Raw genomic sequence first — 14747 nt, 5'->3', positions numbered from 1 at the left:
TAGTGCTGTCGCGCAGCCTTTTTCTAGGCTTTGTCGATAACCGTCGACCAGCCGGATTTGGCTGCATTGATGAGGTCGATCATTTTGTCCTCACCCTTCTTCTTTAGATGCTTCCTCCAGGATTTGGCAGTGTCGTCCATCGCTTCCTTGGCGGTCATGCCGCCGGTCAGCGCCGCCACCAGATTTTCGCTAAGCGTGTTGTGCATGGCGAACTGGCCGGGAATGGCGAGGGTCGGTACAGCGCGCGCCACCGTGCCTTCGATAATCGGCACGTGATAATCATGGTACGACTGGATGACCAACGGATCCTGGAAATTGGCTTTCTGGAACGGATCGAAGAAGCCGCCCGGATTGCCCGTCAACAGGCTGAAGATACGGGTCGAACCCGACCATTGCAGCCACAGATAAGCCAACTCCTGATAGGCACTTTGGCTCGACACGCCGCCATTGTTGCCGAGATAAATCGTTGAACGACGCACCAGATCGTCGCCGAACTGATTGCCCGGCGGCAGGAAGGAGCCCATCTTGCCGGTGACGGCGGATCCCGGAGTCCCGTCGGCGTTGACAGTATCGAGGAATTTCGGGCAGTTCGAGAAAGTCCCGAGCATGAACGAGTTGCCGCCCGCCATGGAGCCGTAATATTCGCTCCAGCCCCAAGCCAAACCACCTTTATCGGACCACGCCATGCTGTCCATATGCTCTTGCGTCGCGGCAATGCCGGCATCCGTATTGATCAGCGGGTTACCCTCATCATCAAACAAAAACTGATTGGGATTGTCCTTGCTGACGTAGCGGTTGTACCAGGTGCTGATGCCCCAGAAGGCGCTCATCATGTTGCCGTTACCGAGCATTTCCGGGCTGCCTTTGCCGGTATAATATTCGGCCAGCTGGTCAGCTTCGGCCCAGGTACGGGGCGGACCCGGCTCCCAGCCATATTTGTCGGAAAATGCTGCCTTGTGGGTGGGATCTTCGGTCAGATCCTTGCGATAGACCCACACTTGCGCATCGCCGTCGTAACATACCGACATTGGCTCGCCGCCGTATTTATAAAGCATGTCGTAAGATTGCGCCGTCGGCGTGCCGCGGGCCGGATCGGCAAAATCGGCGCCATGTTTGTCGATCCATTCGCCGAGCGGCACGATGCCGTTGGCTTCAGAAAGATCGCCCATCGCCGCATAGCCGAAGGTCTAGACATCATAAGCGGCCGAACCGGTGGTTACGTCCTGGATCACCTTGTTGAACTGCTCTTCAGGCGAAACGCTGAAGAATTCGAGTTTGATGCCGGTCTCGCGCTCCCAGATCGACTGTAGCGTCGGGCCGTCAGCCGGCCACGGGTTGGTGAAATGGCCGATCGCGCCGTCTGTCATCAGGATCCTGAGGACATCGGGCGCTTTACCTTCGGCTTTGAGCTTGCGCGCTGCCGCGACCGCCCGGCCTTCCGACATGGAATCGTCATATTGATAACGCTCAGCACCGGCGAAGCCAGTTGGGCCGCCGGTCATGCCCGGGGCCAAATCGGCCGCCCAAGCCTCAGTAGGTTTCAGCCAACGCGGGCCAATGCCGACGGCTGCGGTGAACGCAACACCTGTCGCACTTGCCTTGAGGGCCTGCCTGCGCGTCACGCCTTTTTGTGGTGTGGTAATATTTGACATAGTACCTCTCCTGTTGCCTGCACTGCCGGCCTCTATTCGGCGGGCAATAATTCTTCTCCGGTCGAGCGAAATCTTCGTCTCGCGGATTGCCAGGAGCCTAAACCATTAGCAATGATATGGCTATTCGCGAGTTACCAACTGGTCCGCAAATTTATATTCGGGCTGGGTCGCTAATGGGCGAAATGAGAGGCCGGAATTGCACTAAATTCACCGTTTTCCTGCCATGTGAGCTCGATTGACCAGCCGCCCTTGCGCTCAAAATAGATGACTTCGATCGGCAACCATCCAGCCTCGCTGACCGCGACCGGCACGGCATCCGAAGTGCGGTCGGGATGTGGCTCGGGATCCTCAAAGACGGTCAGCCCGCCAATCGCGATGCGTACGCCGTCGTTCGAACGAACCTTAAGCATATGCGTGCCGGTGCTGGGAAAATTGATGAAGCCGGTAATGATCGCGGCGACGTAATCTTTGTGCTTCTGATTTAATACCGGCTTGCCGGCGCCACCGCGAAAGTCGAGGTTTGGCAGGGGGTCGCCGGGTGCGGAGCTTTTGCGCGAAGCGTATTCGACGACTTCGTCGACATGGCCGAAATCGCCGTAATAATAATCGATCTTAAGGCCCGCCTCCATGTCAGCGTCCGGCATCGGCGCATCCGCCGCGACCGCAGCACCAGCGCCAAACGCGATGCACGTACCGGCCAGCGCGGCGACAAAAATTCTCATTCCCAACATTGCCAATTCCTTTTCCTGCGAAGCGCCGAAATTCCGCGCCCATTCATCCTTTCACTGACCGTCATTTGGCGCAACCAACCGACGAAGAACCTTCACATACCAGACTCTATGGTCAGGGCGATCAGCACCAGGCCGGCGAGAAAGAGCGTCTCGCCGACCACCAACGCAACGGGGCGCCAACCGAGCACAGCCATTTCCTGAAACGACGACTTCATGCCCAGCCCGGCAATGGCGATCACCAAGCACCAGCGCGAAATCGTCACCATGCCGTCCAGCACCACGGCCGGTATGACTCCGGCGCTGTTAATCGCGACGATAATCACGAAGGCGACCAAAAACCATGGCAGGCCGGCGCGCGCGCCGCGTGTTGACCCGGCCTCGCCGGGCCCCCAGCGCGCTACGACAACCGCGAAAATCAACACCACCGGGGCCAGCATGGCGACCCGCAACAGCTTGGTGAAGGTGGCCACGCCGCCGGTCTCATCCGAGATCATGTATCCGGCGCCGACCACTTGCGCCACATCATGGATCGTCGCACCGATGAAAACGCCCTTTTGAACATTGTCATAGCCGACCGCCTCGACGATTAGCGGATAAACGATCATCGCCAAGGTGCTGAGCGCCGTCACAGCAATAACCGTGAAGATCGTATCGCGCTCCAAATTTTTATGTTTAGGCATGACGGCGGAAATCGCCAATGCAGCGGAGGCGCCGCAGATCGCCGTCGCGCCGGCGGTCAACAGCCCCATCGTGCGGTCGAGTTTAAGCGCCGTGCCGAGGTAGCGACCAAACAGGATCGTAAGAGCGATCGCGCCGATAACGATCAATATCGGTGCCGGCCCGAGATCGATTATTTGCGCCAGCGTAATGCGCGCGCCGAGAAGCGCTACGCCAAGGCGCAGAACGGTCCGCGAGCCGAATTGAATGCCCGGCGAAGTCCGCGGCTTTTTTGACAGGAAGAAAAAAGCCATGCCGAGCAGAAGAGCGTAGAGCAGCGTCGGTCCGCCATAATGCTCGGACACGAAAACCGCCGCCCAGGCGATGACGATACAGACCAGCAAGCCCGGCGCGGTGCGCCACGCCCACGCCGCCGGACGCGGCAAACGCTCGGCTTTGAAGCGGAATTTTTCAACCTTCATGCCGGCGCGAGAACCTAAATATCAGTGCCGGCCGCGCGCGTCGACCGGCCAGATATCCACCAACGTATCGCCGCGCACGCAATGATACACATCGTGCAAATTGATGGTCGGGTCGCAATGCGGCACGATGCATTCGACCGCATCGCCCAGCGCAAGGCGCTCATTGGCTTGAGCGAACGCGATCCGGCCATGCTCATCGCCAAAGAAGCTATAGCTCGAACCGACCGGCGCACCGGATGCGAAATCCGGGAACGGCCCATCGGTGGCGAAGCATTTCAATCCGGCATCGATGGTGGCATGGCCGTCATGATTAGCGCTCACCACGGTGGCGCGGACGAACAGCGCCGGCTCAAACAGCCAGTCACCGCCGCCCACCGGGTGCACATCGCGATATTCGACATCCATCACCGCATAGGAGCCCACTTGCATCTCGCTCATCACGCCGAGCGTGGCGTCGATATCGTAGGTCCCGGTTCCGGCGCCGGTGACAATGGGCGGAGTCAGATTTTTTTCGGCCAAGGCGGCGCAGACATCGCGAAGCGGTTTTGTATCGGCAATATTGGTTTCGCGGCGTTCCTTATCGTCCTCGATATGCATGATATGGCCAGCATAGGCTTGCACGCCGGAATAGTTCAAATTTTCGGCCGCTGCGGCTGCCTCAACCAGGGCCACCGCATCTGCGACGCTCGACGCGCCGGTACGGTGCAAGCCAACATCGACATCGATGACCACGTTTAGTGCCGCCCCTGCCTGCCCGGCAGCGGCGTCCAAAGCCCTCAAATTCTGGATATTGTCGACCGATTGCATCAGCCCATCGGCCCGGCCGTTGAGCGCCATTAGGGCGTCGATCTTGACATCGGCGATCACCGGAGAGGTGACCAACACGCCGGGAATGCCGGCGCCGCCTATCACTTCGGCCTCGCCCAAGGTGGCGGCGCAGATGCCGAGCGCGCCGGCATCTAACTGCAGGCGCGCAATGGCGATGCTTTTATGGGTTTTGCAATGCGGTCTGAGGGAAATATTATGCGCTTCGGCGAAGCCCTTCATACGCGCAATATTGCGTTCCAAGGCGTCGAGATCGAGCACCAGCGCCGGCGTCATCAAGCGCGCGCGCGATCCAGATTGACCGATAAGCGATGTATTGGGCCCGAGTTCCTTGGCGTTGGCCACGCTTTTATCCTCCGTGCTGGTGAGACGCCAACATTAGGGCGCAGGAGTGGATAGAATCAAGGCGGCGAACGCGTTGTCCCGAAAGCACCGGCTGATATATGGTCGGCAGCATTCACGGACGAATTGAGAGGACGCAAAAAATGAAAGTGGTTATCACCGGTGGGACCGGATTCCTTGGATTGAGGTTGGCACGCGCTATCCTTGAACGCGGCACACTCCGTGGCGCGTCGGGCGCGCCCGAACCGGTGGACGAAATGATCCTGTTTGACGCCGTCACCCCGGCCGAGCGCCCGGAAGGTCTCGACGCGCGAGTTAAGATCGTCAGCGGCGATATTTCCGACCGCGACCTGGTGATGCGGTTGATCGCCGGCAATTCGCTTTCTATTTTCCATTTTGCCTCGGTGGTCAGCGCCGGCGCGGAGCAGGATTTCGACCTGGCGCTCAAGGTCAATCTCGACGGTGGCCTCAATGTGCTGGAGGCGGCGCGCGCAGCGCCCGGCCTGCCGCGCGTGGTTTTTACCAGCAGTCTCGCCGTGTTCGGCGGCTCAGCCCTGCCCGACACCGTCTCGGACGATACCAAAATTACGCCGATGACGACTTACGGCATGACCAAGGCAATAAATGAATTACTGCTCAATGATTATACCCGGAAAGGTTTTCTAGACGGCCGCGGTGCGCGCCTACCGACAGTCATCATCCGCCCGGGCAAGCCCAACAAGGCGGCTTCCGGGTTTGCCAGCGGCGTCTTCCGCGAGCCGCTTTCGGGCACCGATTATGAACTGCCAGTCAGCAACGAGACACGCATGGCGGTGAGCGGCTATCGCACCATTGTCGAAGGCATTCTCGCCTTGCACGAGGCCGACAGCGACGCGGTCGGCGACGACCGCTCGATCAACCTGCCGAGCGTCTCGCTGACAGTGACGGAGATGATCGAGGGTCTCCGCCGAGTCGCGGGAAACCGTCCGCTCGGCCAGATCATCGCCAAGCCCGATCCAGCGATCCAGGAGATTTGCAACGGCTGGCCCGGCCGCGAATTGGCGCCGCGCGCCAGCGCTCTTGGCCTACCGGCGGACAAAGATTTGGATTCCATTATTCGTGCCTATATTGAAGATTATGCGGATGCATAGCGGCCTGGGGCGGGCCGCCGGGAGTTAGGATCATGAGCAGTAACAATATCTCCGTCTCAGGAGGCGATCCGTTCGCCGGCTTTTGGCGCCGCGCCGCAGCGTGGTTTATCGACGCGCTGCTGATTTATTCCGTTTACCTTCTCCTCGCCTTTTACGTCTGGGACGATTTGCTGATCGAAACAGCGATGGAGGACGCCGGCGGAGACGTATTTTATTCTTACATCCCCTCGCTCTTGGGACTGCTTTTGGTCGGGGTCGCCACCATGGCCTATTTCGCATTGCTTGAGAGCAGCCGGGCGCAAGCAACTCTCGGCAAGCGAGCACTGGGAATCAAGGTGTGCAATTTCAACGGCGACCGGATCAGCTTGCTGACCGCCGGCTACCGCGCATGGCCGCTATGGCTGCCCGGCCTCATCAACACGGTGGCGATTCTCGACCTTGTCGTCGGCATCGCCTCGCTATTGGCCTGTTTGGCGGTCGCCTTTACCAAGCGCAAACAAGGCCTGCACGACATCATGTCGCGCTGCCTGGTGGTCAAGCGCCGTGCAGTTTTCTCCGACGCGCCCGGACATCAAACTTAAGCGCGCTGGCGCATGCTGCCCCTCAAGGACAATAACCAGACCCACATTACGCCTTATGTGACCTATGGGCTGGTCGCCGCCAACGTCCTGGTGTTCGTGATTATGTTGATGTTGCCCGACGATCTCGAAGGGCGTGCTAAATTTGCGCTCGGCGCTATTCCAGCGGTTATCTTCCAGATCAAGGAGATTTCCGCCAGTGACGCCATTCTGCCATCCAGCGTCGATTTCCTCAGCATCCTAAGCTCGCAATTTCTCCATGCTGGCTGGTGGCACCTGATTGGCAACATGCTTTACCTCTGGGTCTTCGGCAACAATATCGAGGATGCCATGGGCCATTGGCGATTCCTCGTCTTCTATCTGCTGTGCGGTACCGGCGCTGGGCTGATCAATGCCGGCATCGAAGCGGGTTCGGTGATTCCGACCATTGGCGCGAGCGGCGCCGTTTCGGGTGTGCTTGGTGCCTACCTCCTGCTCTATCCGCGCGCCAGAGTCATGGTCTTCGCCTTTTATATGTTGCTGCCGCTGCCGGCTTTCGTAGTGCTCGGCATATGGATTTTTATGCAAGTAGCCAATCTCGGCGGCGGCGGCCAAAGCAACATCGCCTGGTGGGCACATATCGGTGGTTTTGCCGTGGGCATGGTGCTGGTGTTGTTGTTCAAATACCGCCACGTCAAGATTCTCGGCACCGGCCATCTGAGCCAAACCGCGCGCCCCGGCACCATGGCGTCGACCGTCTCGGCGGTCCCTGAAAGCGATGAGCCGGGGCCATGGGGGCCAGAAATCAAGGGACCCTGGGTGCGGAAAGCGCCGCCCTCAACCGAGACGCCGCCGCCGCCACGGCAGCGGCGTTCGATCATTCCTGAGGCCGGCAACCGGGACGAGGAGCGATAGAGACACGCGGCGGCATGTTCTTCGCCGATTGCGTCAGTTTCGGTTGGCGTCGAGAAATTCCAACAGCGCCGCGAAATAGGCCTCGGGCTCTTCCCACATGATCACATGGGTGCTGTTCTTGAAGGTGTGGACTTCGGCGGGTGGCAGCGCGTCAGCCATGCGCTGGCCGACACCGGCATCGTAACGTCCGGTCATAATCAGTGCCGGCTGCGCGATCCGGTGCAAATCGGCAATCCGGTTCCAATCCTTCATGGCGCCGGTGTAGCAGAATTCGTTGGCGCCCTGGAGCGCAACGAATGGCGCCGGATTAAAGCCGAGAATGGATCGGTTGAGCGCGTCGGGCCAAATTTCCAGGCAGCACACATAACGGTAATTCAGAAGCGTCACCGCCGCCTCATATTCAGGATGGTTGAACATGCCGCGTGCCTCGTAGCGCTGCATCATCGCTTCGGTCTCGCTGCCGAGTACGCGCCGCAGGCGCATCTGTTCGCTGACCGAGTGGGCGATATCGGCCGATCCGTTGGCGATGATGAGAGACTTAAACCTGTCCGGATAAGTCAGAGCATATTCAATGCCGAACCAAGTGCCCCAGGAATGGCCGTAGAGATGAACGGTGCCAAGACCCATCGCCGCGCGCACGGTTTCGGCCTCGCGCACATAGCGTTCCAGCGTCCATAGCGCTGGATCGTCCGGCTTGTCCGATTCACCGCAACCGAGTTGATCGTAGCAGACGACCCGATAACCCTTATCGGCCAGCCAGGAGTGCGAATCCCGAATATAATCGCACGCCATACCGGGGCCGCCATTGAGGCAAAATAAAACTTCATCGCCAGTGCCGAAGCTGTAGGTGACCAACTTGTAGCCATCGACCTCTACACTGCTGATTTCGTCGGCTTTGCGCTCATCGATCATTTTTTTAGTTCTCGAAATGGCTGCGACAGAAAGACCAATGCGTCAGCGCCAATCAGCTCCGCACAAAGCGGAGAATCGGGTCCAGATATGTGCCTTCGAAACCGTCCGATTTGAGTAAAAATAACTTGCTCCAAACGAAGGAAACTCGCCTAGCGGCTCTTGCCGATGCCGTAGTCCTTGGCCCAGCCGAGACCGGCGCGGGTTTCGCCCTCGGGCCGGTACTCGCATCCGACCCAACCGTCATAGCCGAGCCGGTCGAAGAGCGCGAACAGATAGGGATAGTTTATTTCGCCAACCACCGGCTCATGGCGTCCCGGCACGCCGGCGATCTGAACATGGCTGGTGATATCGAGGTCGCGCTCAAAGCTGTGGGCGAGGTTCCCTTCCATGATCTGCAAATGATAGACGTCATATTGCAGATAGAGGTTGTCGCTGCCAACCGCCTCGATCACGCGCCGCGCCTGTTTTGAGCCGTTCAACAAATAGCCCGGCATGTCGATACTGTTGAGCGGCTCGATCAGAGCGCGCACGCCGCGCGCGGCGAAATAATCCGCCGCATGACTAAGATTGGCTATATAGCATTCTTCATAGGGTGCCCGCTCGGCGCCCTCTGGCACGAGACCCGCCATCACATGGACCTGGTTGCAGGCCAGCGCTTCGGCATATTCGCCGGCCAATTCGACCGCCGCGCGGAATTCTGCCTCGCGCCCCGGCAGCGCGGCCAAACCACGCTCGCCGGCGTCCCAATCACCGGGCGGCAAATTAAATAGCGCCTGAACCAGACCATGCTTCGCCAACGTCTGTTTCAGTTGATCGGTCGAGTATTCGTAAGGAAAGAGATATTCCACCGCCTGAAAGCCGCATTCGGCAGCGGCAGCAAAGCGCTCAAAAAAATCGATGTCCTGAAACAGAAAACTTAGATTGGCGGCAAATTTTGGCATGATTCGACCCTAGGAATTGGCTGAAATATTTGCGGCTACATTGGCCGCGCCGCTGGTGGGAAACTGAATCTCGAAGCTGAATATGCACCCTTCGCCGACTTCAGAGGTAATTTTCAAATCGCCGCCCATGGCAGCGATCCTCTTGCTGGCAATGGCGAGGCCCAACCCAGTCGCGCCCTTGATACGCTCCCCTTCGTTCTTGTGAAAAGGCTCGAAAATATGGGCCAATTCAACGTCGGAATAGACCGCGCCACGGTCGCGAACTTCGAAAACATACACATCATCATCCGCCCGAGAGACGGCAAATCGCACGGAGCCCTTCTCGTTCGTGTTCATCGCATTGGCCAGCAGAAACTCGAGAACGTCGCGCAGCAATCCGGCGTCGCCATTGACGACGCAATATCCCTCCGCCGAAATTTGCACTTCCAGGCCAATGCCGCGTTCAGAGGATTTACGTACCGTTTCAGTGCGGAGCTTGTTGATAAAATCGCCAAAGTCGAAATCGGCCGGTGCGAATTCGCCACCCGCCGCGTCCATGCGCGCAATCTCCACCACGTCGCCGACGATGGCGGAAAGGTTTTTACAGTTCTGCGCAAGATCGTCGATGGATTGACGCTGCGTTTCGCTTAAATTCGACTCTCCGCGCAGGTTGAGCACGCCGTTCAAAAGGGCGTTGATCGGCGCATCAAGTTCGTTGCTCAAATCCGACAAAAATAGTGATTTTTGCTGGCTGCTGAAATCGGCCTGTAAGCGGGCGCGCGCGAGTTCCTCGTTGGCAGAGTTAAGTTCCTCAACGGTGATGTGCAGGCGCTTCGCCATGTCGCCAAGCTTATCTGCGCGTTGCTCCAAGGCGCGGTTTTTAGCCCGGGCATCAGCCACGATGGCGAACACGATCAAAAGTCCGACGCCGCTGATGACAATGAATGAATTGAGGCCAAGCGTGGTCTCGCCGCCGCCCTGGAATATCACGTCCTTGAGAATGACGAACACCAGCGCGATGCCGCCGATCAAGGCGACGGCCACTCCGAAATATCGATAGCGGTTTAATAGATCCCCGAAGGATCGCTGATTAGAACTTTGATCTGCCATTTCGCCCTGTCCGCCCGGCCGGCATTGTGCACCATTCAAGCCGCCATGTGTCGCGAAAAAGCCGGTTGACGTTACGCCGCCTAGCACTAATCCTGCCCGCTCGCCCTTAACATTATTTGCGGGACCGACATGCGAACGGAACTTGGCGACCTAAGCGATTTAGAAGCCCTGCAACGGGTTGTAAATATCTCCGGATTGAGCCTGATCGAAGCCGGCTGCGCCGCCGGCGATACAGCGCGCCGCTTGGCCGAACTCGGCGCACGAGTGCTGGCAGTCGAACCGGACAAGTTGCAGGCCGAGAAAAACCGCGCCGCGCCGGCCGTGCCGGGCGTCACCTTCGTCGAAGCCGGCGCCGAGGCGTTGCCCGCCGAGGACGCCAGCATGGATGGCGTGTTGTTTTTCCGCTCGCTGCATCACGTGCCGCGCGATTTGATGGGCGCCGCCCTGATTGAGGCGACGCGCGTCCTCAAGCCGGACGGCTTTCTCTATGTCGCCGAGCCCGGTATGGAGGGCAGCCATTTCACCATGATGCGGCCCTTTAACGACGAATTCGAGGTGCGCACCCTGGCCCAGCAAGCCCTGGGCAGGAGCGCCCGCCCAAATTTCGAAGAAACCGCGCGCTATGTTTATATGCAGCGCCCCCGGCATGAGAGTTTCGACGCCATGGTGACCAAATTCTCCTCGCTCTCCTACAACCCGATCGCGCGCGAGTTGATCGAGCAGGACGACGTGCGGAATAACTTCGAGGCCGGCAAAACCGCTGATGGTTATGTGTTCGAGCAGCCGATGCTGATCAATTTTCACCGTGGCGTGCGCGGCCGCAACTAGACGCAAAGACGCGATGCCCGAAATGCGCAATAGAGCGGTGGTTCTGGTCGAACGGCCAGAAGGAATTCCCGAGGCACAGCATTTTGAGCTGCGCGAGACGGCCATGCCAGAGGCCGGCGACGGCGAAATTCTCATCCGCAACCGTTTCTTGTCAGTCGACCCGGCGATGCGCGGCTGGGTCAATGCGGCAGCAAACTATTCCGAGCCGGTCGCCATTGGCGACGTCATGCGCTCTTTCGCTGCCGGTGAAGTGATCAGTTCCAACCACCCGGCGTACGCACCGGGAGATCTGGTCTGCGGCATGTTTGGCTGGCGCGACTATGCGGTCTCGGATGGCAGCAATGTTGTGTTCCGCCACGACATGGCGCAAGGCCCACTGTCCGCCAGCCTCGGTATTCTTGGCGTGAACGGCATCACCGCCTATTTCGCCCTTCTCGATATTGGCGCGCCCCAGGCAGGAGAGACGGTTGTCGTCTCCACGGCGGCAGGCTCGGTCGGCAGTGCAGTCGGCCAGATCGCCAAGATCAAGGGCTGCCGCACCGTCGGCCTTACTGGTAGCGGCGAGAAGGTTCAGCAATGTTTGGGCGAATTCGGTTACGACGCCGCCATCGACTACCGCGCCGGCGATCTTGACCAAGCGCTGGCCGCGGCCTGCCCGGATGGCGTCGATGTTTATTTCGACAATACTGCCGGGGCCATCTCGGATGCGGTTTACCGCCATCTCAATATTCGCGCGCGCTGCGTCGTCTGCGGCACCGCGTCTCAGGCTAGTTGGGAGCCATGGCCGGACGGCCCACGCATCGAACGCCATCTGCTGGTCAAGCGGGCACGCATCGAGGGGTTCATTTTATTCGATTACGCCGCGCGTTACGACGAAGCGCGCGCCCAACTCAGCGATTGGCTGGCCGCGGGCAAGCTCACCTACCGCGAACATATTCTCGACGGGCTGCACGAAGCGCCCGGCGCCATCGCCCGCCTCTATGCCGGCGAAAACAATGGCAAGCTGCTGATCAGGCTTGTTTGAAGAAGCGCCCTCAGATGCCGGGCGGACGCCTCCGCGACATTATTATCGCACCCGCAAGCGCCGGGCGGACGCCTCCGCGTCCTTGGCTCGGGGCTACCCCGTATTAGCTCTGGCGCGCAGTCCCGCTTGCCAGAACGTAACATGCAGCCTGGTTTGGCGCGTTAATGGCTTAATCGCGCCTCTTCACTTTGCGGCATTCGGCGCGGAGCGCATCCAGGCCGGCTTTGAGGGCATCACGCAACAGCCAGATATCGCCTGAATAGCACAGGAAGTCGAAACCCATCCGATTGAGGGCAACACCGGTTTCCACATTTTCGGCGATCCGCCCGAGCGAGATATCATGCTTGCGGCAGGCGCGCGCCGCGCGCCTCATCGCGGCAGTAAATTCTGGATGATCGAATTGCGCCGGGATGCCCATATCGACGCTCAAATCAAAATGCCCAATCCAGATGCCGGCAACACCGCCAAGCGCCGCGATGGCGTCGATGTTCTCGATGCCCTGGCGCGTTTCGATCTTGGGGAAAAACACCGTCTCGCGGTTGGCGCGCTGGAGTTTCTTCGCCGTATCGCCAGGTTGATAGCGGTCATGCGCGATGCCGAGCGCCACCCCCCGATGGCCCTGTGGCGGATAGCGCATATGGCTCAACATCTCGCGCGCTTCCTCCGCCGAGCCCACCTTGGCCGGCTGGATCGCGTCGGCGCCCATATCGCAGGCGCGCGCGATCACGTCATAATCGCCGACCGCCGTGCTGACGATAGCCGGCACGCCGGCGGCCTGGTAATAGCGCAGCATGCGCTTCAGGCTGTCATAGTCGAAGCCGCTATGCTCCATGTCGATGATGGCGAATTCACAGCCCGCCGCCTTGAGAATATGGCCCATGCCGGGGCTGTTGAATTCGACCACGAAGGTGCCGAGCTTCAAGCGCTGCGTTGCCACCATGTTGCGCATTGTCGCTGTCACGGTTTGTCATCGACATAGCCATAATCGCGCAGCGCACATTCGGGCGTGATCCAGCCTTCGCGCAAATCCTCCGCGATCATTTCAGGTGCGCGTTCTTTTGGCGGACCATAACCGCCGGCGCCGGGCGCCGTGAGACGCACGCGCGCGCCCGGCGCGATCTTCGCGTTGGAAAATTTGCTCGGCGATATCTTGCCGAAGGCTTCGGTGAAGGTTTGCCATTCGCCGCCGTCGGCATCCTGGTAAGCCAGCCCGCCTGTCGCCCCCGGCCCGCCGCCCAACAGGCCCCAGGGTTGGATGGTGTGGCGGTCAGAAACCGAGCTCACCGTAATCTCCGTACCGACGGCGCGAAATGTTTTTGACACCGAGTGGGCGCCCCGGAAGCGCCCTGGCCCGGCGCTATCCGGCTCCAGTCTGAACTCCTCGATCAGCCAGGGATAGCGCACCTCAAAAACCTCAATTGGCACCATGCGTGAATTGCCGTTGATGCAATTGACCGCCTCGTTGCCATCGGCGAACGGCCGCCCGCCCCAGGCGGCGCAGGTGAAGTCGTAGCACACGACATATTCATCGCTCCGTGCATCATGCGCACCAAAGAGAAAATTGCTGTGCGTTCCGGCGTCGGTGGCAAAGGCGCGCTCGGGCACGCATTGGGCCATCGCGCCAATGATGGTGTAGGCGATACGGATATGGGTTTCGGTATTGCCGCCGACGCAGGTTGCGGGATAATCGCAATTCAGCAAAGAGCCGCCCGGCGCCACGATCTTGATCGGCCGAAAGCATCCGGAATTTTTCGGAATCGACGCGTCGGTGAGATGCAGGATGGCGTTGTAGGCCGACGACCAGGCGACCGAAAGCACGGCATTGATCGGGCCTTTCGCTTGGTGATCGGAGCCGCTGTAATCGACCACCACTTCCTCGCCCTGCACATGCACATCGACATGAATCTTGTAGGGCTTGGCCTCGATGCCGTCATCTTCCATATAGTCTTCGAAGCTGTATTTGCCGTCGCGAATTTCACCGATCTCGGCCCGCATGCGGGTCTCGGAATAATCCATCAGATCGTTGACGGTGCCGGTAAAAATTTCCGCCCCATATTTCTCGATCACCGCCTGAAGGCGCGCCGCGCCGACATCGACGGCGCTAATCATGGCGCGGTAATCGCCGTAATTGTTGCGCGGCGTGCGCACATTGGCGAGCATCAGCTTCCACACCTCGTCGACATCCTTGCCGGCTTTCTTGATCTTCACCGGTGGCACACGCAAACCCTCATGAAAGATTTCCGTCGCCTCACCGGCGAAGCCGCCCGGCACCATACCGCCGACCTCAGCAACATGGCCGATCGCCACGGCGTAGCCGTACAGCACGCCATCCACGAAAACCGGCTTGATGAAGCTGTGCTCGGGGGTGTGCATGCCGCCCCGGTAAGGATCGTTGGTGACGATCACATCGCCTTCCTGAATGCTCTCATGCGGGATCTCCTCCGCCGTTGTTTTGAGCACCAGCGGCATGCCGCCTATTTGCGAAGGGTTGAATTCGGCGACGCCGATCATCTCGCCCTGGGTGTTGCCGAGGCCGCAGGTGAAATCCATGCCCTCGTTGAAGATCGTCGAATAGGCGGTCTTCATCATCGTCAGGCCCATCTCGCGGCAAATCGAGACCAGCGTAGAATCGATGATGTTCATGGTGACCATGTCCATAGCG

At 59.5% G+C, this 14747-nt stretch carries 15 protein-coding genes; 5 read left to right on the top strand and 10 right to left on the bottom strand.

Annotation, left to right across the window (positions count from 1 at the left end; genetic code table 11):
• Positions 1 to 23 precede the first annotated feature (23 nt).
• The 5 genes from O3A94_09380 to O3A94_09360 form a co-directional block, all read right to left on the bottom strand.
• Positions 24 to 1169 (bottom strand): sugar ABC transporter substrate-binding protein, encoded by a 1146-nt coding sequence (locus O3A94_09380; GenBank protein ID MDA1356465.1) that lies wholly within the window; start codon positions 1167 to 1169, stop codon positions 24 to 26.
• Positions 1170 to 1187: 18 nt separating this feature from the next.
• Complete coding sequence (locus O3A94_09375) at positions 1188 to 1652, bottom strand: hypothetical protein (GenBank protein MDA1356464.1); 465 nt, start codon at positions 1650 to 1652, stop codon at positions 1188 to 1190.
• A 170-nt stretch (positions 1653 to 1822) separates the two neighbouring features.
• Complete coding sequence (locus O3A94_09370; GenBank protein ID MDA1356463.1) at positions 1823 to 2383, bottom strand: PA14 domain-containing protein; 561 nt, start codon at positions 2381 to 2383, stop codon at positions 1823 to 1825.
• Positions 2384 to 2475: 92 nt separating this feature from the next.
• On the bottom strand, positions 2476 to 3522 hold the full coding sequence (locus O3A94_09365) for a YeiH family protein (protein ID MDA1356462.1): 1047 nt from the start codon (positions 3520 to 3522) through the stop codon (positions 2476 to 2478).
• Positions 3523 to 3543: 21 nt separating this feature from the next.
• The gene (locus O3A94_09360) at positions 3544 to 4692 is read right to left on the bottom strand and encodes a DSD1 family PLP-dependent enzyme (GenBank protein ID MDA1356461.1); all 1149 of its coding nucleotides are present in this window, start codon (positions 4690 to 4692) and stop codon (positions 3544 to 3546) included.
• 140 nt (positions 4693 to 4832) lie between these two features.
• Between O3A94_09360 and O3A94_09355 the strand changes: the two genes are divergently transcribed.
• The 3 genes from O3A94_09355 to O3A94_09345 are packed head-to-tail and all read left to right on the top strand — an operon-like array spanning position 4833 to position 7291.
• Positions 4833 to 5819 carry an NAD-dependent epimerase/dehydratase family protein gene (locus tag O3A94_09355; GenBank protein ID MDA1356460.1) on the top strand — a complete coding sequence of 329 codons (987 nt, stop codon included), beginning with the start codon at positions 4833 to 4835 and terminating at the stop codon, positions 5817 to 5819.
• 32 nt (positions 5820 to 5851) lie between these two features.
• Positions 5852 to 6400: an RDD family protein gene (locus O3A94_09350; GenBank protein ID MDA1356459.1), complete on the top strand. Its 549-nt coding sequence runs from the start codon at positions 5852 to 5854 to the stop codon at positions 6398 to 6400.
• A gap of 12 nt (positions 6401 to 6412) precedes the next feature.
• On the top strand, positions 6413 to 7291 hold the full coding sequence (locus O3A94_09345) for a rhomboid family intramembrane serine protease (protein MDA1356458.1): 879 nt from the start codon (positions 6413 to 6415) through the stop codon (positions 7289 to 7291).
• Between the two features lie 33 nt (positions 7292 to 7324).
• Here the strand turns inward: O3A94_09345 and O3A94_09340 are convergent, their stop codons facing one another.
• The 3 genes from O3A94_09340 to O3A94_09330 all read right to left on the bottom strand — a co-directional run bounded on the left by O3A94_09340 (position 7325) and on the right by O3A94_09330 (position 10167).
• Positions 7325 to 8203 carry a proline iminopeptidase-family hydrolase gene (locus O3A94_09340; protein ID MDA1356457.1) on the bottom strand — a complete coding sequence of 293 codons (879 nt, stop codon included), beginning with the start codon at positions 8201 to 8203 and terminating at the stop codon, positions 7325 to 7327.
• Between the two features lie 149 nt (positions 8204 to 8352).
• On the bottom strand, positions 8353 to 9144 hold the full coding sequence (locus O3A94_09335; protein ID MDA1356456.1) for a hydroxypyruvate isomerase family protein: 792 nt from the start codon (positions 9142 to 9144) through the stop codon (positions 8353 to 8355).
• A 9-nt stretch (positions 9145 to 9153) separates the two neighbouring features.
• The gene (locus O3A94_09330; GenBank protein ID MDA1356455.1) at positions 9154 to 10167 is read right to left on the bottom strand and encodes a HAMP domain-containing sensor histidine kinase; all 1014 of its coding nucleotides are present in this window, start codon (positions 10165 to 10167) and stop codon (positions 9154 to 9156) included.
• Between the two features lie 195 nt (positions 10168 to 10362).
• Between O3A94_09330 and O3A94_09325 the strand changes: the two genes are divergently transcribed.
• The gene (locus tag O3A94_09325) at positions 10363 to 11061 is read left to right on the top strand and encodes a class I SAM-dependent methyltransferase (protein ID MDA1356454.1); all 699 of its coding nucleotides are present in this window, start codon (positions 10363 to 10365) and stop codon (positions 11059 to 11061) included.
• 13 nt (positions 11062 to 11074) lie between these two features.
• Positions 11075 to 12085, top strand: a complete 1011-nt coding sequence (locus O3A94_09320) for an NADP-dependent oxidoreductase (protein ID MDA1356453.1) — start codon at positions 11075 to 11077, stop codon at positions 12083 to 12085.
• Between the two features lie 169 nt (positions 12086 to 12254).
• On the opposite strand, the gene O3A94_09315 is transcribed toward O3A94_09320, so the two are convergent.
• A complete protein-coding gene (locus tag O3A94_09315) occupies positions 12255 to 13046 on the bottom strand; it encodes an aldolase/citrate lyase family protein (GenBank protein MDA1356452.1) in 792 nt (263 codons plus the stop codon).
• Entirely contained in the window at positions 13043 to 14743 is a 1701-nt protein-coding gene (locus O3A94_09310) for a hydantoinase B/oxoprolinase family protein (GenBank protein ID MDA1356451.1), read from the bottom strand. The genes O3A94_09315 and O3A94_09310 overlap by 4 nt, the downstream gene beginning before the upstream one ends.
• Between the last annotated feature and the right edge of the window lie 4 nt (positions 14744 to 14747).

Source organism: Pseudomonadota bacterium, from assembly GCA_027624955.1.
Classification (GTDB): Bacteria; Pseudomonadota; Alphaproteobacteria; order UBA828; family UBA828; genus PTKB01.
The sequence above is the reverse complement of the archived record's forward strand: the minus strand, read 5'-3'. Positions and strand labels throughout refer to the sequence as shown.

Bases quoted from the DNA above. Each gene is read 5' to 3' on its own strand.
- O3A94_09325 (MDA1356454.1), top strand. From the start codon at position 10,363: ATGCGAACGGAACTTGGCGACCTAAGCGATTTAGAAGCCCTGCAACGG.
- O3A94_09345 (MDA1356458.1), top strand. From the start codon at position 6,413: ATGCTGCCCCTCAAGGACAATAACCAGACCCACATTACGCCTTATGTG.
- O3A94_09380 (MDA1356465.1), bottom strand. From the start codon at position 1,169: ATGGGCGATCTTTCTGAAGCCAACGGCATCGTGCCGCTCGGCGAATGG.
- O3A94_09335 (MDA1356456.1), bottom strand. From the start codon at position 9,144: ATGCCAAAATTTGCCGCCAATCTAAGTTTTCTGTTTCAGGACATCGAT.
- O3A94_09375 (MDA1356464.1), bottom strand. From the start codon at position 1,652: ATGTCAAATATTACCACACCACAAAAAGGCGTGACGCGCAGGCAGGCC.
- O3A94_09350 (MDA1356459.1), top strand. From the start codon at position 5,852: ATGAGCAGTAACAATATCTCCGTCTCAGGAGGCGATCCGTTCGCCGGC.
- O3A94_09370 (MDA1356463.1), bottom strand. From the start codon at position 2,383: ATGTTGGGAATGAGAATTTTTGTCGCCGCGCTGGCCGGTACGTGCATC.
- O3A94_09355 (MDA1356460.1), top strand. From the start codon at position 4,833: ATGAAAGTGGTTATCACCGGTGGGACCGGATTCCTTGGATTGAGGTTG.
- O3A94_09320 (MDA1356453.1), top strand. From the start codon at position 11,075: ATGCCCGAAATGCGCAATAGAGCGGTGGTTCTGGTCGAACGGCCAGAA.
- O3A94_09365 (MDA1356462.1), bottom strand. From the start codon at position 3,522: ATGAAGGTTGAAAAATTCCGCTTCAAAGCCGAGCGTTTGCCGCGTCCG.
- O3A94_09340 (MDA1356457.1), bottom strand. From the start codon at position 8,203: ATGATCGATGAGCGCAAAGCCGACGAAATCAGCAGTGTAGAGGTCGAT.
- O3A94_09310 (MDA1356451.1), bottom strand. From the start codon at position 14,743: ATGGACATGGTCACCATGAACATCATCGATTCTACGCTGGTCTCGATT.